This is a genomic window from Streptomyces sp. NPDC029674, from assembly GCF_044903205.1.
GTDB lineage: Bacteria > Actinomycetota > Actinomycetes > Streptomycetales > Streptomycetaceae > Streptomyces.
The window spans coordinates 135,077-155,078 of the sequence record NZ_JBJDPY010000008.1 but is presented as its reverse complement, the minus strand read 5'-3'; the positions used below and the strand labels follow the sequence as shown (position 1 = coordinate 155,078).

Sequence of the window (20,002 nt, the reverse complement as noted above, 5' to 3'; positions counted from 1 at the left end):
CACCATTGGGCGCTGTATGGCCCAGATCGCGATGGTGATGAACCTCGACAAGTGCATCGGCTGTCACACCTGCTCCGTCACCTGCAAGCAGGCGTGGACCAACCGCGACGGCATGGAGTACGTCTGGTTCAACAACGTCGAGACCCGCCCCGGCCAGGGCTATCCGCGCCGCTACGAGGACCAGGAGAAGTGGCGCGGCGGCTGGGAGCTGAACCGGCGCGGCGCCCTGAAGCTGAAGAACGGCGGCCGGATCAAGTCGCTCCTGGAGATCTTCTCCAACCCCAAGCTGCCCGAGATCAAGGACTACTACGAGCCCTGGACGTACGAGTACCGGAACCTCACCGACGCCCCGCTCGGCGACGACTACCCGGTGGCCGAACCGCGCTCCCTGATCAGCGGCAAACCCATGAAGATCGAGTGGTCCTCGAACTGGGACGACAACCTCGGCGGCGCCACCGAGCACGGCGACCTCGACCCGATGGTCGCCAAGACGCGTCAACAGGTCGCGGACAAGGTGAAGTTCAGCTTCGAGCAGACCTTCATGTTCTATCTGCCCCGCATCTGCGAGCACTGCCTGAACCCGTCGTGCGTGGCGTCCTGCCCGTCCGGCGCGATGTACAAGCGGTCGGAGGACGGCATCGTCCTCGTCGACCAGGACCACTGCCGGGGCTGGCGCAAGTGCGTGACCGGCTGCCCGTACAAGAAGGTGTACTTCAACCACCGCACCGGCAAGGCCGAGAAGTGCACGCTCTGCTATCCGCGCGTCGAGGTCGGCATGCCGACCGTCTGCTCGGAGACGTGCGTGGGCCGGCTGCGCTATCTCGGCGTGATCCTGTACGACGCCGACAGGGTGACGGCGGCGGCCAGTGAGCCCGACGAGAAGAAGCTCTACGACGCCCAGCTGGACGTCTTCCTCGACCCCGAGGACCCCGAGGTGCGCCGCGCGGCGGAGCGGGACGGGATCTCGTACGACTGGATCGAGGCGGCGCGCCGCTCCCCCGTGCACGCGCTGATCAGCAAGTACAAGGTGGCGCTCCCGCTGCACCCGGAGTACCGCACCATGCCGATGGTCTGGTACATCCCGCCGCTCTCCCCGGTGGTGGACGCGCTGACGGAGACCGGCCACGACGGCGAGGACCTGGGCAACCTCTTCGGCGCCATCGACACGCTGCGCATCCCCCTCGAATACCTCGCGGAGCTCTTCACCGCCGGAGACGTGGGGCCCGTGCGGGCCTCGCTGGAGAAGCTGGCGGCGATGCGTTCCCACATGCGGGCCATCAACCTCGGTGACGAGCCCGGCACTTCGACCGCCGGGTCGGTGGGCATGTCGGGACCGGAGATCGAGGAGATGTACCGGCTGCTCGCCATCGCCAAGTACGAGGACCGGTACGTCATCCCCACCGCGGCCGTCGCGGACGCCCGGCGCCTGGAGGACTCCGCGCTGCCCGAGGGCTCCGGCTCCTGCAGCCTCGACTTCGAGGGCGGCCCCGGAATGGGCGGGGACGGGCCGTTCGGCCAGGACTCCGGCCGCAGGCAGCTGCCGCTCGTCACCATCGAGAACTTCCACACGCTGCGGGCCCGGCAGACCGCCGACGAGCAGCCCAGCGCGGTCGAGAAGGCCCATGCGCCGAAGGAGGACGAGACGTGACCCGGCACGCGGTGCTGTACCAGGCGGCGGCGCTCTGCCTGGCCTATCCGGACGACGAGTTCCGTACGCGGCTGCCGCTGCTGCGGGCGGCCGCTCCCGCGGAGCTCCACGGCTTCCTGGAGTACGCCTCGGCCGCCGGCCCCCACGAGCTGGCCGCGCACTACGTCCAGGTCTTCGACTTCAAGAACCGCCACAGCCTGTATCTGAGCTGGTGGCGGGAGGGCGACACCCGGCGGCGCGGCATGGCCCTGGTCCGCTTCAAGGAGGTCTACCGCGAGCACGGCATGGAGTTCACCGGCGAGGAACTGCCGGACTTCCTGCCCGCGGTCCTGGAGTTCTCGGCGCACGCAGGCCCGGTGCTCCTGGAGGAGCACCGCAGCGGCCTTGAGCTGCTGCGGATCGCGCTCGCCGACCACGGCACCCCGTACGCCGCCGTCGTCGAGGCGGTGTGCGCGACGCTGCCGGGACCCTCCCCCAAGGACCGCGCGGAGGCCCTCGCACTCGCCCGCTCCGGGCCGCCGCGCGAGGACGTCGGACTCCAGCCCTTCGCACTCATCGGGGAGCCGGATTCATGAAGACGCTGCTGTGGGGCGTGCTCCCCTACCTGGCCTTCGTCCTGCTCGTCGCGGGCACGCTCTGGCGCTACCGCTACGACAAGTTCGGCTGGACGACCCGCTCCTCCCAGGTCTACGAGTCGAAGCTCCTGAACATCGCCTCACCGATGTTCCACTACGGCATCCTCTTCGTGCTCGCGGGCCATCTGGTCGGGCTGTTCCTGCCGGAGTCGTGGACCGACAAGGCGGGCGTGAGCGAGCACACGTACCACCTGTTCTCGCTGTACGGCGGCACGGCCGCCGGAGTGCTCCTCGTCGTCGGCATCCTGCTGCTGCTCTACCGGCGGCGGACCAACACGCCGGTGTTCCGCGCCACGACCGCCAACGACAAACTGATGTACCTGGTGCTGTTCGCGGCGATCGTGCTCGGCATGGTCGCCAAGCTGGCGCATTCGTCCGGCGACGGCTACGACTACCGCGACTCCATCGCCCCTTGGGCCCGCAGCCTCTTCACGCTCCAGCCGGACATCGACCGGATGACGGGCGTGCCGGTGCTGTACGAGATCCACGCGGTGGTCGGCATGGTGCTGTTCGCGCTGGTGCCGTTCACCCGGCTCGTCCATATGTTCAGCGCCCCGCTCCAGTACCTGTTCCGGCCGTACGTGGTGTACCGCAGCCGGGACCCGGAGCGGCTGGGCGCGCGGCCGGAGCGGCGGGGCTGGGAGCGGACGGGCTCCTGACCCCGCCCGCTCCCGTGCCGCCTAAGGGGTGCCGTCCTTCTTCTGGTCGTTCTTCTGGTCGTCCTTCTGGTCGTCCTCGTCCACGATCTCGGCGTCGACGACCACGCTCTCCTCGCCGGTGGCCTCCGGGCCCTTCGGTTCCTGGGCGCCCTCGCCAGGAGCCGCGTACATCGCCTGGCCCATCTTCTGGCTGACCGTGGCCAGCTTCTCCGCGCCGGCGCGCAGGGCCGCCGTGTCGTCGGCCCGGTTCTTGAGAATCTCCTGCAACTCGGCAGCGGCGGCCTCGACTTCGCTCTTCGTGTCCGCGGGCACCCGCTCCCCGTTCTCGCGCAGGAACCGCTCCGTCTGGTAGACGAGCTGCTCCGCCTGGTTGCGGACCTCCGCCGCCTCACGGCGTTTACGGTCCTCCTCCGCGTGCTCCTCGGCCTCCCGCACCATGCGGTTGATGTCGTCCTTCGGCAGCGCGGAACCGCCGGTCACCGTCATGCGCTGCTCGCGCCCGGTGGCCTCGTCCTTCGCCGAGACGTGCATGATCCCGTTGGCGTCGATGTCGAAGGTGACCTCGATCTTGGGGACGCCGCGCGGTGCGGGCGGCAGTCCGGTCAGGTCGAAGACGCCGAGCTTCTTGTTGTACGCGGCGATCTCCCGCTCGCCCTGGAAGACCTGGATGCCGACCGAGGGCTGGTTGTCCTCGGCGGTGGAGAAGGTCTCCGAACGGCGGGTGGGAATGGTGGTGTTGCGCTCGATGAGCTTCGTCATGATGCCGCCCTTGGTCTCGATGCCGAGGGACAGCGGTGTCACGTCCAGCAGGAGCACGTCCTTGACGTCGCCGCGGATCACACCGGCCTGCAGGGCCGCGCCGAGCGCCACCACCTCGTCCGGGTTGACACCCTTGTGCGGGTCCTTGCCGGTGAGCTCCCTGACCAGCTCCGTCACCGCGGGCATCCGGGTGGAGCCGCCCACCAGGATCACGTGGTCCACGGCGGAGAGCTTGACGCCCGCGTCCTTCACGGCCTGGTGGAACGGCTCCTTGCAGCGGTCCAGCAGGTCGGCGGTGAGCTCCTGGAACTGGGCGCGCGTCAGCTTCTCTGCGAGGTGCAGCGGCCCGTCCGCCGAGGCGGTGATGTAGGGCAGGTTGATGTCCGTCTCGCTCGACGAGGACAGCTCGATCTTGGCCTTCTCGGCGCCCTCGCGCAGGCGCTGGAGCGCCATCTTGTCCTTGCCAAGGTCCACGCCGTGCCCGTTCTTGAACTGCCGCACCAGGTATTCGACGATCCGCTGGTCCCAGTCGTCGCCGCCGAGCTGCGTGTCGCCGTTGGTGGCCTTCACCTCGATGACGCCCTCGCCCATCTCCAGGAGGGAGACGTCGAAGGTGCCGCCGCCGAGGTCGAAGACGAGGACGGTCTGGTCGTCGCCCTTGTCGAGGCCGTACGCGAGGGCCGCCGCGGTCGGTTCGTTGATGATCCGCAGGACGTTGAGCCCCGCGATCTCACCGGCCTCCTTGGTGGCCTGGCGCTGGGTGTCGTCGAAGTACGCGGGCACGGTGACCACCGCGTCGGTGACGTCCTCGCCGAGATACGACTCGGCGTCGCGCTTCAGCTTCTGCAGGACGCGCGCGGACAGCTCCTGCGCGGTGTAGCGGGTGCCGTCCACGGAGCCATCCTCCGGAAAGCGCCAACTCCCGTCGCCCATATGCCGCTTCACGGAGCGCGCGGTGCGCTCCACGTTGGTGACCGCCTGCCGCTTGGCGACCTCGCCCACCAGGACGTCGCCGTTCTTCGCGAAGGCGACGACGGAGGGCGTGGTGCGCGCGCCCTCCGCGTTGGCGACGACGGTGGGCTCACCGCCCTCCAGTACGGCCACCACTGAGTTCGTCGTCCCGAGGTCGATCCCGACCGCACGTGCCATGGTCCAGTCCCTTCCGCCGCGAGCTCACGTCCCCCGTTTCCCGGTCTACTCCGTCTCCCATCACAAAACTTGAGCGGGCCGAAGTCAATGCCGCACGTGACAATGCCGCCACCCCGACAGGGGCGGCGGCATCGTCAACAGGCGCCGTGTCAGGCCAGCTTGGCCGAAAGCGTGATGGTCGTGCCCGTGAGCGCCTGACTCACCGGGCAGTTGGCCTTGGCGTCCTCGGCGGCCGAGACGAAGGCGGCCTCGTCGAGACCGGGCACGGCGCCCTCGACGGTGAGGTGGATGCCGGTGATGCCGGTGCCGGGCTGGAAGGTCACGTCGGCGGACGTGGTCAGCCGGGTGGGCGGGGTGCCCGCACCGGTGAGGCCGTGCGAAAGCGCCATGGAGAAGCAGCTGGAGTGCGCGGCGGCGATCAGCTCCTCCGGGCTGGTCTTGCCGTTCGCCTCCTCGGCGCGCGACGGCCAGGACACCGCCTGCTCCCCGATGCCGGAGGAGTCGAAGGTGACGGTGCCCGCGCCCTCCGTCAGAGTGCCTTCCCAGACGGTGTGCGCGGAACGGGTGGTAGCCACGATGCAGTTCCCTTCAGTGCGGATCCGTGATCGGATCTTCCGTTGCCGCCATCCGATCACACTCCGGGTGAAAAGGGGGCGCGTGGTCCCCTCGTGCGGTGTGCGTCGGCCCGGGCGGCCGGATCACGGCTTCCGCGCCACCGCCCCGTACATCGCGATCGCCCCGTCGTCGATGCCGTCCTGCAGCGGGCCGGGGCGCCACTTGTGCACCTGGGTGACGCCCGGGTCCAGGAGTTCCAGACCGTCGAACAAGGCGGTGGCGGTCGCAAGGTCGCGCAGCACCATGGGCATGCCCTGCTGCTCGTACTCCTCGGCCACCCGGCCGACCTCCTCCGGCGCGAAGTCGGCGGTGCCGATCGTCATAGCCAAGTAGCTGCCGGACGGCAGGGGTTCCAGCAGGCGGCGCACCAGGTGCCGGTCGTCCGGCGGCAGGATGAAGTGCAGGATGCCGATGATCATCAGGCCGACCGGCTCGTCGAGGTCCACCAGGGCGCGGAACTCGGGGCTGTCCAGGATGGCGTCCGGGTCGTGCATGTCGGCGTCGACGTAGGCGGTCGCTCCCTCCGGCGAGCTCTGCAGGAGGGCGCGGGCGTGGGCCAGGACGATCGGGTCGTTGTCGACGTAGACCACCCGGGACTCCGGCGCCACGCCCTGCACGACCTCGTGCAGGTTCGGGGCGGTGGGCAGGCCGGTGCCGATGTCGAGGAACTGCCGGACACCGTGATCCTGCGCGAGGAACCGCCCGGCACGGTGCATGAACCGCCGGTTCTCCAGCATGTGCACGGGCAGCGCGGGCCAGTGCCTGCACATGGCGTCGCCCGCCTCGACGTCGACGAGGTAGTGGTCCTTGCCGCCCAGGATGTAGTCGTACACCCGCGCCGAATGTGCCGTGGAGGTGTCGATCCGCTCACCTGCGCCGTGCATGGGCAACTCCGCTTCTCAGCAATGACATTGAACTGCGTACGTTATGCCAGGCCTCGAAGCCGACGACGCGATACCGCCACGCCGTCGGCAAGCCGCGGCAGTTCGCACGGAACGCTTTTGCCCGGAGGGGTCTCTCACTACCTGTACGGCTGTCCCCCCCCTGATAGGAGTTGTTCCGCATGGTGCGTCGCGTTCGTGTACTGCTGGTGGCCGCGCTTGCGCTGGTCGCGGGTTCGGTGATGTCGCCCGCCCCGGCCTCCGCCGTCATCGGCGGGTCGAAGAGCACCTACGGCCCGTGGGCGGTACGCATGCTCGTGGACGGCGAACCGGCGTGCACCGGGACAGCGGTCGCCCGCCAGTGGATCCTCACCGCCTCCCACTGCTTCTACGAGCAGGCGCAGCCGGTCGCCGACCGGCGGATCTCCTTCCGCGTGGGCAAGCTCGACATGCGCAGGGGCACCACGGTCCGCCCCATCCGCGGCAAGCGCGTGGGCAGCTCGCACGCCGACATGATGCTCGTCAAGGTCCCGCCGATGAACGTGCCCACGGCGCGCCTGTCCACGGTCGGCGTCCACCGCGGCCAGATCGTGCGGCAGTACGGGTGGGGCGCCACCTGCACCACGGACGAGAGCGCCTGCCAGTCTCCCGTACTCAAGCAGTCGAAGCTGAAGGTCGTACGGGCGAACGACCCCCTGTGCGCCGGTCACACCGCGCCCGGCGGCCCCGACTTCTGCATGAAGAAGGTGTCCGGGATACCCGCCGGGGGCGACTCCGGGGGCCCGGTGATGACCGTCGGCCCGCGCGGCACCGAAACCCTCATCGGCGTCTTCAACGGCTCCGACCGCGAGAAGAGCGCCCAGGCCGGAGAGGTCTCCCAGCAGCTCTCCTGGATCCGCTCCGTCATCCGGCGATGACGCGGGCATGGGCTGCCCGACCCGCGTGGGCAGCCCATAGCCTTGCCGGCGATATGGAGCTGATCAGCAGCTCCTCCTCTGCGCCTGACGGCGCAGCGCGTAGATGGCTCCTGCGCCGACCGTGAGCGCCCCGAGGCCGAGGAGTCCCGTGGCGGTGCCGTCCTGAGCCGAGCCACCGACTCCGGTGTTCACGGGCCCGGCGGGCGTTCTGTGACGCCCCGTCACGTCGATGGCCTGTTCGGGTGGTGTCTGGCCCGGTTGGGGAGGTGTGCCCCTGACCACGGTGAAGTCGACGCTGAAATCGGCGCCCGTATCGCACATGACCGTGACGGTGTTCGTCCCCAGCGGAGCGGTTCCCGGGACGGTGAAGCGTCCGGTGGGATGAGCGTCACCGGGGCCTTTGGTCAAGGTGAAGGTGCCGGGAACGGCCGTGGTGGAACCGGTGGCGCGGACGGCGTGATTGCCGCATGCGTGAGCGCTGACCTTCGTCTGGGCGTACTGCTGAACGCTGGGAGGTTCGATGGTGACCTCGTCGGGGAGGGCGAGGGCGGAGGCCGGAAGCGAGAAAGCTGCCGTCGTCGTGATGAGCGCCACGGCATGGAAGACGTGTGATGCGCGCACTTGAGTCTCCGTTCAGTTCGTTGAGGTAGCCGCCCCTTGGCGCGGCGCACGTGTCGGTGCATCGCACATTCAGGCGAAGGGGCGGCGTCGGTAACCTCCCACTCAGACGACTTGTCGACATACGTGTCCGATCTGATTCACCCACACGCGCCCGCGATGGTCCGGTTGCCGGACCTGGAGGCGAGCGGACCACCTGCTGTCGACGACGCACGAAAAACACTTCCGGCACGATGACACGCCGCCCGTTACGCACCGAACGCGCCGGTAAGTGACATCATCGGCCGCGTTGCGTAGACCTCTTGTCAGGTGGTCATCAGGTCCCATGCGCCACCCGGGAAATGCACGCCCGCCACATCCGCCCGCGCCCGCGCGGTCTCAAGTCGACCGTCGGCCGCCGACGGGCCCTCAGCGCGTACGAGGGGCCCGGACGGCGCAGCTCACCCTGCGCGGCCGTCGACTGCTCGCCTGCTGCGCCGCCGTCTTCATCGCCGGAGGGCTCGTCCTGGCGGCAGACGGCCTGTTCGGGGAGGCAGGCCCCCCGCAGCCGCCGCGGTCCCAGACGCCGGCCCTGGCCGGCAAGAAGGAACGCGAGCCGCCTGCCGCTCCTCCACTCCTTCCCTCGAAGCCCGTAGGCCTCCGGATCCCCTCACTCCGTGTTTCCGCCCCCGTTGTGGACGTCGGGCTGCGGGGCGACGGCCAGATTCAGGAACCGCCCCCCGAGAACCCCAACCTGGCGGCCTGGTACAGGGCTTCGGCGTCACCCGGCTCTTCCGGCACGTCCGTCCTTGTCGGTCACGTCGACAACAGTCACGGGCGTGCGATCTTCTATGGCCTCGGCGTGCTCCGTGCAGGGCACTCCATCGAAGTGCGGCGACGTGACGGAAAAACCGCCGTGTTCCGCGTGTACGGAGTCGCGGCCTACTCGAAGCGGGCCTTTCCCGTGCGCGAGGTCTACGGGGACAGGGGCCGCCCGGAGCTGCGCATCATCACCTGCGGCGGAACCTACTCGAAGAGCGCCGGGTATTCCGGGAACGTGGTGGCATATGCCTATCTGGTAGGGACTCGCTGAGCCCGCGGCGTGGCCCCGGATGAAAACGGGCCGCCCGGCGCTCGGCGGGCACCCGGGAGGTGTTCGAGCAGGGGGTGCAGGTGCGCGTCGCCCGATGCGAACACAGCCGTGCGGGGCGCCAACCCCACAGGGGCCCCTGAGGTGCGGGAACAGGCGCGTGGCGGGGGTCCTATGGCCGGAATGGCAACTGGGCAAGGCGGGCCCGCGGTGACACTTTGAGGCCCCCTCGCGGACGACGGCGAGGAGATCCTCTCAGGGGGTATGGCCATGCGCATCAACTACTCGGACCGCGGTCCGTCACCGCTCGAACCGGAGAAGCCCGGAGCCGCGGGTGACCGGGACTCGACCTTCGGCTGGTGGGGGGCCTTCAGCATCCAGAAGTTCGTCAACCAGTCGCCGCTCTACCACACGCACGGTGACGCCACCGGCTGGCTGGCGTACCTCCAGCAGTTCTACGACCGCAACTTCTGGTTCGCCGACGGCGGCGCGCAGGTGTGGGCGTACGAGGAGACGTACGACAACTGGCAGGACCGGTACGGCATGGACGCCGTCGTCGCCGTGTACCACTCCGGTCACGGCGGCATGGACGGCAACGGCGTCTTCTTCGCGCCACTCGGCGCCGCCTGGGACGGGCGCAGCGACGCCGTCTCGAACAGGATGGCGCTCGGCAACGAGAAGGCGAACTATGTCTTCTGGTCGACGTGCGACTCGCTGAAGGTCACCGGCGGGCACTCGCCGATCCGTACCTGGGCCGGGCCCAACATCGGCTTCCGGATGATCTTCGGGTTCGAGACGGTCAGCATCGACAGTCCGGACTACGGCAAGAAGTTCTGGGAGAAGTGGCGGTCCGGACAGACGTACTGCGACGCCTGGCTCAACGCCAGCTGGGACATCCACCACGGCCAGGCGCCCTCCGTGTGCGCCGTCGGCGCCACCCAGGCCGAGGCCACCAACCGCCTCAACACCGAGCGGAACTTCTTCCGCGAGCACGTGCCGGACAACTGGTACGCGTGGCGCTGGTACTACGCGCGCGAAGGCGTCAGGGAGCCGCTCACCCAGCTTCCCGGGCAGCAGCAGATCGTCCAGCTGGCGCCCCGCGACCCGAGCGCCGAGCTCGGCAAACTCGGGCAGCTGGCCGACTTCCCGTCGGCGGCGCTGCAAGAGGTGCAGGTCGAGGAGATCGGCGTGCTCAGCGCGACCTCCGGGGACCGCATCGTCTCCACAGGCCCGCAGGGCGTCCGCTGGGTCAGGCTCGCCGAGCCCAACCACCGCAACACCCAGCAGCTGGCCACCGAGCGCGCGGTCGAGGCGGCCCGCGCGGTCGCCGAGCGGTACGCCGAGGGCGCCGAGCTGGTCGTCGACAGCGTGCACGACCTGATGCAGAACTCCGGGACCAAGGACGGCTCCGAGGTCGGACGCCCGGTGTCGCTGCAGACGCACGTGACGTTCCGGCAGGTCTTCGACGGCGTGCCCGTCATCACACCGGGGCTCGGCCTGATCCGCGTCGGTCTCGACAACGACGGCACGGCCGTCCAGGCGCAGATCGCCACCCGCAGGACCACCGGCATCATGCGCGAGCCGAGCACCGAGGTCTCGCCGCCGCAGCCCAAGGGCGGCAGGGCCACGGCGGCGCCGCTGGAGCGCGACCCGCGCAAGGCGCTCGCCGCGGCGCAGAAGAAGCTGCTCGCCGAGCTCGCCACGGTCACCGCCGACGCTCCGGCACAGGCCGCCACGGCGGCGCAGGCGCCGCAGGTCAGCGACGTCCCCGGCACCTTCGAGGTCGGTTACGAGATGGAGGGCAACGAGGCCTATCCCGCGGCCCGCAAGCTGATCGAGATCGGCTCGCCGGGCGGCATGTTCAAGACACGCCGCTGGGTCGTCGCACCACTGGCGAGGTAACCCGCTCAGCAGCTCACGGTGGCGGCCCGCTGCTTGCGGGCCGCCATCCACGCGTAGACGAGCACACCCACGAAGAGGAACAGGACGCCCTGGTAGACGGCCGCGTAGCCGGAGCCCGCGACCAGCCACATGGCGAACGCGAACGCGGTGCCCGCGAGGATCCCGTCCCGCACCAGACGGCCGCGGTGCACCCGCTCGCGCTGTCCGGAGACCAGGAAGTAGATCTGCGCGGCGGTGGCGAGGAGATAGGGCACGGTCGCCGTGAACGTGGTGATCAGGACCAGGGACTCGAAGACGCCGCCGGAGCCCGCCGTGTAGTTGTAGACGGTCAGCAGGGAGGCGAGGACGACGGTGACGAGGACGCCGACGGTCGGCACGCCGCGCTTCTTCTTCCCGAACGCGCTCGGGAAGAGCCCGTCCTGGGCGGCCGCGTACGGCGTCTGCGCGCTGAGCAGCGTCCAGCCGTTGAGGGCGCCGACCATCGAGACCAGCGCGGCGCAGGCGACCGCGGTGCCGCCCCAGGAGCCGCCGAACATCACGTCGACGGCGTCCGAGAACGGCGCGGTGGAGGCGACGAGCTTGTCGTGCGCGACCGTCCCGAAGACGGCGAGGGTGCCGAGCAGGTAGACGAGGGCGGCGCCGAGGGTGCCGAGGATGGTGGCGCGTCCGACGTTGCGCCGCGGGTCGCGGACCTCGCCGGCGCTGACGGCGGCCGACTCGACGCCCAGGTAGGAGAAGAGCAGGATCGCGGCGGCCGCCGAGACGGCGCCCAGCGGGCTGTCGTCGCTCGCCCGGAACGCCCCGAGGTTGGAGCTGTCGAAGAAGAAGAGGCCGCCGACGGCGACGAGCAGCAGCGGCAGGAACTTCAGTACGGTGGCGACCAGTTGGACGGCCCCGACGTACCGTGTGCCCGCGAAGTTCGCGAGGGCGGGCAGGAGTTGCAGGACCAGCGCGGCCAGGCAGGCGGTCCACTTGTGGTCGTTGACGGGGATCAGGACGTCCAGGTAGCCCACGGCGGCGACGGCGAGGGCCGCGTTGCTCACCCAGGTGGTGATCCAGTACGACCAGGCGGCCAGGAAGCCCGCGAAGTCACCGAAGGCCGCGCGGGCGTAGACGTACGGGCCGCCGGTGCGCGGGTCGCGCTCGGCGAGCCGTCCGAAGACGAGCGCGAGGGCGATGGCCCCGGCGGTCAGGACGGCGAAGGCGACCAGGCTGATGGTGCCGAACGGGGCGACGGAGGCCGGGAGCAGGAAGATGCCGCCGCCGATGATGTTCCCCATGACGAGGCAGGTGGCGATCGGCAGGCCGAAGCGCCTGGCGTGCTTGCTCGGCTCCTGCGCCGGCGCCGGTTCTCCCTGGTCGGGGGCCGGATCCGGGGGTGCGGCGGTTCCGGTGTCGTGCATGGGGTGGTGCGCCTCTCGTCGTGCCCGGCGCCCGGGATCGCCGGGCGAGAGACATGGTCGGGCACGGGAGACGCTGCTCCAAATCAGTGTGTTTTGTCCGGCGCGGCGTGGTCGGGGGCCGCAAAAGCTGTGTCGTCCGGGGTGTCGAACAAGGAATCGTTCACGTCGACGGTCACGGGGATCTGCGGCCCCACGGCCTCGCCCAGCCAGCGCCGCAGGACGTGGTGGACCTGCTCGGCGCCGACCAGGTCCCCGCCGTCCGGCACCGGTTCGGAGAGCACCAGCGGCGACAGGAGGAACGGCCGGGACTGCGCCCCGCCGAGCCCGCCGTGCGAACCGATCTGCTCCTCGAAGGCGAGCACCTCGCCGTCTTCCGGGTCGTACCAGGAGTTGACCATGATGTCGGCGGTGTGCGGAAAGCCGTCGGTGCGCCGGACGGCCTCCGCGGCGCCGGGGCCGAAATCGGCGAGCGGCCCGGGCTCGGCGGGCTCCTCGGCGAGATACACCTCGGCACCGCGCGCCCCGAGCACGACCGGGCCCCGCTCCTCGCTGCGTACGAGCAGGAAGCCGATGCCCGGGTGGTTGGCGAGGGTGGGGAGCAGCGCCGGGTGGCGGCGGTCGATCTCCTCGCGGGTCATGCGGTGCCGTACGTCGGGGAACGAGACGAGCCCGAGGTTGCCGGAGGCCAGCACGATCGGCTCGGCGCGGCGGGCCGGGCGCCGCTCTTCGGCGCCCTCCTCCACCGGCCGGCGCAGCGCGGCCCGCACGGCGGAACGGGCCTCCGCGCCGCTGTGCGTACGCTGCGCCCTGCGCGGCACGGGCAGCCCGCAGCCGGCCCGGACCAGGTCGCCGAGGGTGAGGCCGTAGCGGGCGCGGAACGTCTCGCCGGGGCTCTGCCCGTGGTCGGAGAGCACCACGATCCGGTAGGCGCGCGGCGCGTGGTCGGCCACCTGGTCGAGCAGCGCGAGCGACCGGTCCAGGCGCCGCAGGACCTTCTCGACGTCCCTGCCCGACGGTCCGGAGTGGTGCGCCACTTCGTCGTACGCGACGAGGTCGGCGTAGACCGCGCTGCGTCCGGCGAGCATGTCCCCGATGACGGCGGCGACCACGACGTCGCGCTCGACGACGGTCGCGAAGGCGCGGATGAAGGGGTAGAGGCCCCCGCGGCTCACGCGTGGGCGGGTCCTCCTGAACCTGGCCCGGGTGGACTCGCCGATCTCCCGGAAGACCTCGGCGACGAAGGAGAGGGCGGTGCGGACGGCGTTGGCGGGGTCGGAGAAGTAGGCGAAGTACCCCGCCCGCGACCGGTTCTCCTTGCCCCTCCTGGCCGCCACGGACAGCACGAGGGCGAGCTGTTCGGCGCCCCCGCTGAACAGGTTGCCGCGGCTGGCGCCGTCGACGGTGAGGAGTCCGCCGTGCCCGGTGCGCGCGACGGCCCGCCGCTGGAGTTCGACGGCGGAGGCGGGCCGGTTGCTGACCATGACCTCGCCGGTGTCCTTCTCGTACCACCGGAACGCGGGAACGTCATGGTTCGAGCCGTGCAGGATGCCGAGCTGGCTGGCGCCGGTCTGGCTGGACCAGTCCGTGCGCCAGGGGGTGAGCCGGTGGGTGGCGGTGCCTTCTGCGCCGAGCCAGCGGGCGACGGTGGGCATGAGTCCCTTGGCGACGGCGGCCGTGAGGACGTCGTGGCCGACGCCGTCGAGCTGGATGAAGACGGTGCCGGGGCCGAGGGGCCCGGGGCTGCCGTCAGGGCCGCGCCTGCGGCGCCGGTCGGCGAGCCGGTACAGCCTGCGCCGGTAGGCGTCGTCGTCCCGTACGGCGAGGGCGCCGCCGGTGGCCGAGGCGACGGCGGACATCACCGCCGCGACGACGACTGCGGTCTCCGCACCCGCCTCGCCGCGGCCCTCGGGGATGAGGCTCAGGGCGAGCAGCAGCAGCGACCCGTTGAGGAAGAACGCGAGCAGCCCGAGTACGAGCGCGGGCACGAGCAGCAGGGCGCGGACGAGCAGGGGCCACACCAGGACGGAGAGGAGACCGAAGGCGCCGGCGCCGAGGGCGGCGGTGACCGCGATGCGGGTGGCGCTGTCGCCGTCGGCGGACTGCAGCTTGAAGTCCGGCAGGAGGCCGGCGAGCACGAGCATCGTCAGCGTACTGACGGCCCATACGGCGACCACCCGCCACAGAGCGCTGCCGACCCGCCGCCATCGCCCTTGCCCCACGCCCAGCCCTTCCATGAACCCCCGTTTTCGGACACCAGCGTGTCATACACCCGGGGGGAGGCTCGGTGCGGAGCGGCGGGCCCGTCAGCGGCCGTCGTAGCCCGCCGTCGGCATCGACAGCCTTCGGTGCACGCTCGCCTTCATCTGGGAGTCGTACGCCGGCTCGGCGAGGCCCGCCGTCTCGATCCGTACGCCCCGCCGCCCGCACTCCGCGGTGAACTCGTCCGCGGACCTCAGCGCCCGCTCCAGGACCCTGCGGCTCGGCACGACGAAGAGGTCCACGAGCCCGGCCTCGATGTCGCCCCACAGCATGGCGTGGTCGGCGCGCAGCCCTCGTACGACGAGTTCCCGGGTGATCACGTATCCCTGCGCGGCGGCCCACCGCGCGCACATCGCGTGCTGGCTGCGCGAGTCGACCAGGAAGGGGTCGGCCTCGAGCTCCTCGAGGGGCGTCAGGCTGGCGATCGCCGCGACGCGCACGACGGCGGTGCCCACGGCATCTCCCACGGCGTCCCCCCTGTCCCTCGGTCCCGGCCATCGGTCTCAGCCGCTGACCCTACTCCTGGCCGTAGGCTCGGAGACAGTCGCACGAAGGAGGAACCGGGTGCCCGTCGAGGTCACATGGTGGGGTCACGCCACTTGCACGGTCGAGGACTCGGGCGTCCGCGTACTGACCGATCCCCTCTTCGCCCGCCGCCTGGCGCATCTGCGGCGCCGCAGGGGCGCACTGCCGCCGCCGCACGCCGCCGTCGCCGACGTCGTGCTCCTTTCGCATCTGCACGCCGACCATCTGCATGTACCGTCGCTCGCCCGGCTCGCGCCGGGCACCCGGGCGCTGGTCCCGCGCGGGACGGCGCGGTCGGTGCCTGGCCTCGCCCGCAGACTGCCGAATCTGCGCTTCACGGAGGTGGTGCCGGGCGACGAGGTCCCGGTCGGCGATCTCGTCGTACGGGTGGTGCCCGCACTGCACGACGGGCGGCGGCTGCCCGTCGGCCCGCACCGGTCCCCGGCTCTCGGCTATGTGGTGGACGGCGAGGCGCGCACGTACTTCGCCGGGGACACGGGCCTGTTCGACGGGATGGCCGACGAGGTGGGTCCCGTCGACGTGGCGCTGCTGCCCGTCGGCGGCTGGGGCCCCTACCTCGGCCACGGGCACCTGGACGCGGGCCGTGCGGCGCAGGCGCTGGCCCGGATCTCGCCGCGGAGCGCGGTTCCGGTACATTACGGGACGTACTGGCCCATAGGCATGGACGCGGTCCGCCCGCACGAATTCCACGCGCCGGGCCACGAGTTCGTCCGGCACGCGGCCCGGCTCGCCCCCGACGTGTCCGTGCACCGGCTCGCGCATGGGCAGAGCGTGCGGCCGGAGGTGTCCAGGTGATGCTGGCCGCGGCGGTCCAGGTGACGCCGGAGAGCACGCAGCAGGCGGTCGGCTATCCGTCGCTGTTCCTCCTCGTGGTGATCGGCGCGCTGGTCCCCGTGGTGCCGACGGGCGCGCTGGTCAGTTCGGCGGCGGTGGTCGCCTTCCACCAGACGGCGCCGTTCGCGCTGCTCGTCGTCTTCGGTGTCGCGGCGCTCGCCGCCTTCCTCGGGGACATGGCCCTGTACTGGCTGGGGCGGCGCGGCATGCGCTCGAAGAACGGGTCGCGCTGGCTGGCGGCGATCCGCGACCGGGCGCCGGAGGAGCGGCTCGCGCAGGCGCAGGCCAAGCTGGCGGACCACGGGGTCATGGTCCTGGTGCTGTCCCGGCTGGTCCCCGCCGGGCGGATCCCGGTGATGCTGGCGTGCCTGATGGCGAAGATGCCGCTGCGTCAGTTCGCGCGCGGGGACGTGCCGGCGTGCCTCGCGTGGGCGGTGACGTACCAGCTGATCGGGATCCTCGGCGGGTCCCTGTTCAAGGAGCCGTGGGAGGGCGTGGCGGTGGCGGTCGCGCTGACGGTGCTGATCAGTGTGGCGCCGGCCGTGTGGCGCAAGGTCCGGCGGGCCCCGGCGTAGCCGCCGGGACGTCGGAGCCGGGGCCGTCGCCTACGCGCCCGCGTGCAGGTGGCCCGCCCAGAGGGACGGCGTCGCCGGGTAGCGGTCGCGTACCTCCCGGATGGTGTGGTGCAGGGCGGTGGCGGACCGTGCGGGGGTGAGCGTGCCGCCGGGCGGGCCGGTGGTCAGGTGGGTGTAGAAGGACTCGGCGATGTCGGCGGCCAGGCGGTCGCTGACCGGCCACAGTGTCCCGATCACATGCGGAAAACCGGCGAGCTGGAACGCGCTGGTGAGATGGATGGCCTCGTCCAGCAGATCGAAGCTGCCGGGATCCGCGGTGCTGCAGGCCGAGAGGTAGGCCAGCTGTGCGTGGGTGAGGTTCAACCGGGCCAGTGCGGCGACGGTCAGCGGGGTGGTGGCGTGGTCGTTCAGGAGCAGGCGGCTCTGCGCGGGGTCGGTGTGGTCGCTCTCGGCGTGGCAGGCGAAGTGGGCCACGGCGTACTGCGGAAGGCGGGCCAGGACGGTGTCCGTGGTCGGAGCCTCGCGGCCCGGCGGGGGCGGGGCGCCGTCGGCGGTGCGGCCGGGTGCCGTGAGGTGGACCGGGCGGGGCAGCAGAGGGTGGATCCGGCGGGCCTCCTCGGCGGCGTACTCCAAGGGGCCGAGACCGGGTGTGTTCGGCATGGCGACGATCAGGGACCGGGGCTCGCCGGTGGGCGAGGGCAGGCGGCGGCTCCCGCGGGCGTGGCGCAGGGCCCGGACGGTGGGCGTGTAGGAGGAGATCACCCGGTCAAGGACCGTGCGGCGCGGTGCCGCGCCGCCCTGGTCGGTGTGGAAGCCCGCCGCGTGCAGGGGCAGCAGTCCCAGCAGACCGCCCGGCGCCCACCACACCCGCGGCAGTTCCCCGGCCTGAGCCCTCGCGGCCATGTCAGGCGTCGCCGCCAGGGCCGACAGGACCGGCTCCGCGGCCGCCTCCCAGAGCCATTCCAGTACGCCGCGCAGGGACCGCTGCGCGGCGATCCGGTCGCCGTCGGGCGCTCTCACCTCGTCCAATGCCTGGTGGAAGGTCTCCAGTTGGGTGTAGAGGGCCTTCTCCGTGAGCCGGGGCAGGGGGCAGGAGGTGATGCCCTCGCCGGTGAGGAGCAGCGCGTCGCTGCGGTAGCGGCTGACGTTGTACGTCACCACGGGGCCGTGGGCGGCTTCGCTCAGGAGGGTGTCGAGGGTCGGGGGCAGGCCGAAGCCGGTGAAGCCTTCGAGGGTCCGGATGCGGTCCATCAGCTCTTCCAACTCGGCCGCCACACGGTGCCGTTCGTGGCCCGCGCCCGCGGCCGCCCCCTCGTCCCCGGTCTGCTCCTGGTCCAGCAGGCCACGCAGTTCGGCGAAGCGCGAGGCCAGTTCGGGGTGGTGGACGTGCACCTCGGACAGGTCGTCCCGGGTGTCCAGCGCCTGGGACAGGAGCACGGCACGGCCCGCCTCCACCAGGCGCAGCGCCCGCGCGGCCCGTTCCGACGCGGTGCCGCCGGGGGCGGTCAGGGCCAGGGCCGCCGCGTCGGCGGCCAGATCGATGGCGTCGGTGCCGAGGGCGTGCTGCTGGTCGCCTCGCCGCAGGCGGCGCGGTGCCACCTGCGGCAGCGTCAGTACGGCCCGCTCCAGGAGCGCGGCCGCCCGGCCGGGGTCCGAGGACGCGGCCAGGCGCGCCGCTCCCCGCGCCGCACGGATACGTATCCACGGTGGAGCGGCGGCCGACTCGGCCGCACCTTCCCAGACGGACCGCTCCTCCGCCGCGTCGGCTGCCGCTCCGGTGCGCTCGGACCGCAGCCGCAGGGCGCTCGCGAGGTTCATCAGGGCGCCGGCACGGTGGGGGTGGTCCGCGGGCATCACCCGGCGGGCCGCGCGGCCCGCCTCCACCGCCTCGTCCAGGTCGCGCGGGTCCCCGCCGCGCTCGAACCTCGTCCGCAGGGCGATGCAGAGGCTGACCAGGTGCATGGTCCGGGGGTGGCCGTCAGGGGTGAGCCTGCCGGCGGCGCGGCTCGCCTCCACCGCCGCGTCCAGGTCGCGCGGGTCTCCGCCGCGCTCGAACCGCAGCTGCGAGGCGACCGCGAACTCGGCCAGGTACGCCGCGCGTCGAGGGTGAGCGTCGGGGACGATCCGCAGGACGGCGCGCCCCGCCTCCACGGCCTCGTCCACGTCCACGGCGTCCCCGGTGCGCTCGAACCTCATCCGCAGGCAGGCGCCGAGGCCCGCCAGGCGTACCGCGCGTTCGGGGTGTTCGCCGGGGGTGGCCCGGACGGCGGCGCGGCCCGCCTCCACGGCCTCGTCCACGTCCGCGAGCGTCCCGGTGCCCTGGAAGCGGAACCGCAGGGCGGAGCTGAGACCGGTCAGGCTCACGGCCTGGTCGGGGTGTCCGTCGGGGGCCGCCCGGACGGCGGCGCGGCCCGCCTCCACCGCTTCGTCCACGTCCGCGAGCGTCCCGGTGCGGTTGAAGCGGTCCAGCAGGACGAGGCAGAGGTTGGACAGGAAGCCCGCGCTCCGCGGGCCGGTCCGGACGGCGGCGCGGCTCGCCTCCACGGCCTCGTGCACATCCGTGAGCATCCCGGTGCGCTGGAACCGGGACTGCAGGGCGACGGCGAGGTTGGACAGGAACAGGCCCCGGCGGGGGTCCTCCGCGCGTGCGGCCCGGACGGCGGCGCGGCTCGCCTCCACCGCCTCGTCGATGTCGCCCGGCTCGCCGTTTCGCTGGAACCGCGCCCGTAGGGCCGCACCGAGGTTGGTCAGCTGCAGGGCCCGCTCGGAGTCGTCCTCGTCGCCGCCCCGGGCGGCGGCGCGGCCGGTGGACACCGCTTCGTCCATGTCCCGTACGTCACCGGTGCGCTTGGCGCGGTTCAGCAGAGCGGCGCAGAGGTTGGAGAGGTAGCCCGCGCGCTGCGGCCGGCCGTCAGGGGTGGCCAGGACGGCGGCACGGCCCGCCCGCACCGCCTCGTCCGCGTCCGTCAGCTCCCCGCCACGCACGAACCGTGTGTCCAGGGCGGCACAGAGGAGGGAAAGGGTGTGCGAGTGGCGCGGATGGCCGTCGGGCAGCCTGCGCTCGATACGTCGTGCCAGGTCCACGGTGGTGTCCAGGAGTGCCGGATCGGTGGTGGCGAACGAGCGGGTGAGCAGGTCCATCAGGTCGGGGAGCGCCCGCTCGGCGACGGCCAGGCGCAGGGACTCCGGTACGGTTTCCTCCGCCACGACGAAGCACTGCCCGAAGAGGCGGACCGCCTCTTTCCACTCCCGTTCGCCCTGCGCCCGCGGGAGCGCCTGGGAGCGCACGTAATGCAGCCAGGCCAAGGCGTGCGCGGCTTCCAGGTCACCCTCGGCGGCGAACGCCGCCAGCTCGCGCGCGGCCGTCAGCGCGGCCGGATCCAGGGCGTGGGACAGATTCCGTTTCTTGCCCGCCCGCTCCACGCCGCTCCTGACCGCTGCCAGCAGCCTTTCGCGCTGTCCCATCAGCCCCCCCTGTCGATGACGGCTCGTCAACCGGCAAGGCTAGATCGACTGTTGCCGCGGACGGGCGG

At 71.7% G+C, this 20,002-nt stretch carries 16 protein-coding genes; 8 read left to right on the top strand and 8 right to left on the bottom strand.

The window, feature by feature from the left end; translation table 11 throughout:
- Window positions 1-16 precede the first annotated feature (16 nt).
- Genes narH through narI form a run of 3 tightly spaced genes read left to right on the top strand, consistent with a single transcriptional unit; the run spans window position 17 to window position 2,942 of the window.
- On the top strand, window positions 17-1,648 hold the full coding sequence (narH, locus tag ACI2L3_RS20760; protein WP_404753828.1) for a nitrate reductase subunit beta: 1,632 nt from the start codon (window positions 17-19) through the stop codon (window positions 1,646-1,648).
- Window positions 1,645-2,223 carry a nitrate reductase molybdenum cofactor assembly chaperone gene (gene narJ, locus ACI2L3_RS20755; RefSeq protein ID WP_404753827.1) on the top strand — a complete coding sequence of 193 codons (579 nt, stop codon included), beginning with the start codon at window positions 1,645-1,647 and terminating at the stop codon, window positions 2,221-2,223. Before narH ends, narJ begins: the two co-directional genes overlap by 4 nt.
- Window positions 2,220-2,942, top strand: a complete 723-nt coding sequence (narI, locus tag ACI2L3_RS20750; RefSeq protein ID WP_404753826.1) for a respiratory nitrate reductase subunit gamma — start codon at window positions 2,220-2,222, stop codon at window positions 2,940-2,942. Before narJ ends, narI begins: the two co-directional genes overlap by 4 nt.
- Before the next feature lie 21 nt (window positions 2,943-2,963).
- On the opposite strand, the gene dnaK is transcribed toward narI, so the two are convergent.
- The 3 genes from dnaK to ACI2L3_RS20735 form a co-directional block, all read right to left on the bottom strand.
- Window positions 2,964-4,850, bottom strand: a complete 1,887-nt coding sequence (gene dnaK / locus ACI2L3_RS20745; RefSeq protein WP_404753825.1) for a molecular chaperone DnaK — start codon at window positions 4,848-4,850, stop codon at window positions 2,964-2,966.
- A 149-nt stretch (window positions 4,851-4,999) separates the two neighbouring features.
- Complete coding sequence (locus ACI2L3_RS20740) at window positions 5,000-5,425, bottom strand: OsmC family protein (RefSeq protein WP_404753824.1); 426 nt, start codon at window positions 5,423-5,425, stop codon at window positions 5,000-5,002.
- Window positions 5,426-5,548: 123 nt separating this feature from the next.
- Entirely contained in the window at window positions 5,549-6,349 is an 801-nt protein-coding gene (locus ACI2L3_RS20735; protein WP_404753823.1) for an SAM-dependent methyltransferase, read from the bottom strand.
- Window positions 6,350-6,528: 179 nt separating this feature from the next.
- Here ACI2L3_RS20735 and ACI2L3_RS20730 point away from each other — a divergent pair, with 179 nt between their 5' ends.
- Complete coding sequence (locus ACI2L3_RS20730; RefSeq protein WP_404753822.1) at window positions 6,529-7,263, top strand: S1 family peptidase; 735 nt, start codon at window positions 6,529-6,531, stop codon at window positions 7,261-7,263.
- A gap of 63 nt (window positions 7,264-7,326) precedes the next feature.
- Here the strand turns inward: ACI2L3_RS20730 and ACI2L3_RS20725 are convergent, their stop codons facing one another.
- Window positions 7,327-7,884: a hypothetical protein gene (locus ACI2L3_RS20725; protein ID WP_404753821.1), complete on the bottom strand. Its 558-nt coding sequence runs from the start codon at window positions 7,882-7,884 to the stop codon at window positions 7,327-7,329.
- A gap of 322 nt (window positions 7,885-8,206) precedes the next feature.
- Between ACI2L3_RS20725 and ACI2L3_RS20720 the strand changes: the two genes are divergently transcribed.
- Both ACI2L3_RS20720 and ACI2L3_RS20715 read left to right on the top strand, forming a co-directional pair.
- The gene (locus ACI2L3_RS20720; protein WP_404753820.1) at window positions 8,207-8,953 is read left to right on the top strand and encodes a class F sortase; all 747 of its coding nucleotides are present in this window, start codon (window positions 8,207-8,209) and stop codon (window positions 8,951-8,953) included.
- A 267-nt stretch (window positions 8,954-9,220) separates the two neighbouring features.
- Window positions 9,221-10,852 (top strand): DUF6345 domain-containing protein, encoded by a 1,632-nt coding sequence (locus ACI2L3_RS20715; RefSeq protein WP_404753819.1) that lies wholly within the window; start codon window positions 9,221-9,223, stop codon window positions 10,850-10,852.
- 5 nt (window positions 10,853-10,857) lie between these two features.
- Here ACI2L3_RS20715 and ACI2L3_RS20710 read toward each other — a convergent pair whose 3' ends face one another.
- The 3 genes from ACI2L3_RS20710 to ACI2L3_RS20700 all read right to left on the bottom strand — a co-directional run bounded on the left by ACI2L3_RS20710 (window position 10,858) and on the right by ACI2L3_RS20700 (window position 14,954).
- Window positions 10,858-12,255, bottom strand: coding sequence for an amino acid permease (locus ACI2L3_RS20710; RefSeq protein WP_404753818.1), 1,398 nt, complete (start codon window positions 12,253-12,255; stop codon window positions 10,858-10,860).
- Between the two features lie 83 nt (window positions 12,256-12,338).
- Window positions 12,339-14,489, bottom strand: a complete 2,151-nt coding sequence (locus tag ACI2L3_RS20705) for an alkaline phosphatase family protein (RefSeq protein ID WP_404753817.1) — start codon at window positions 14,487-14,489, stop codon at window positions 12,339-12,341.
- Window positions 14,490-14,558: 69 nt separating this feature from the next.
- Entirely contained in the window at window positions 14,559-14,954 is a 396-nt protein-coding gene (locus ACI2L3_RS20700) for a hypothetical protein (protein ID WP_404754034.1), read from the bottom strand.
- A 124-nt stretch (window positions 14,955-15,078) separates the two neighbouring features.
- Here ACI2L3_RS20700 and ACI2L3_RS20695 point away from each other — a divergent pair, with 124 nt between their 5' ends.
- The gene (locus tag ACI2L3_RS20695) at window positions 15,079-15,855 is read left to right on the top strand and encodes an MBL fold metallo-hydrolase (RefSeq protein ID WP_404753816.1); all 777 of its coding nucleotides are present in this window, start codon (window positions 15,079-15,081) and stop codon (window positions 15,853-15,855) included.
- Entirely contained in the window at window positions 15,855-16,469 is a 615-nt protein-coding gene (locus tag ACI2L3_RS20690) for a DedA family protein (RefSeq protein WP_404753815.1), read from the top strand. Before ACI2L3_RS20695 ends, ACI2L3_RS20690 begins: the two co-directional genes overlap by 1 nt.
- 30 nt (window positions 16,470-16,499) lie before the next feature.
- Here ACI2L3_RS20690 and ACI2L3_RS20685 read toward each other — a convergent pair whose 3' ends face one another.
- Window positions 16,500-19,934, bottom strand: a complete 3,435-nt coding sequence (locus ACI2L3_RS20685; protein WP_404753814.1) for a CHAT domain-containing protein — start codon at window positions 19,932-19,934, stop codon at window positions 16,500-16,502.
- Window positions 19,935-20,002 lie beyond the last annotated feature (68 nt).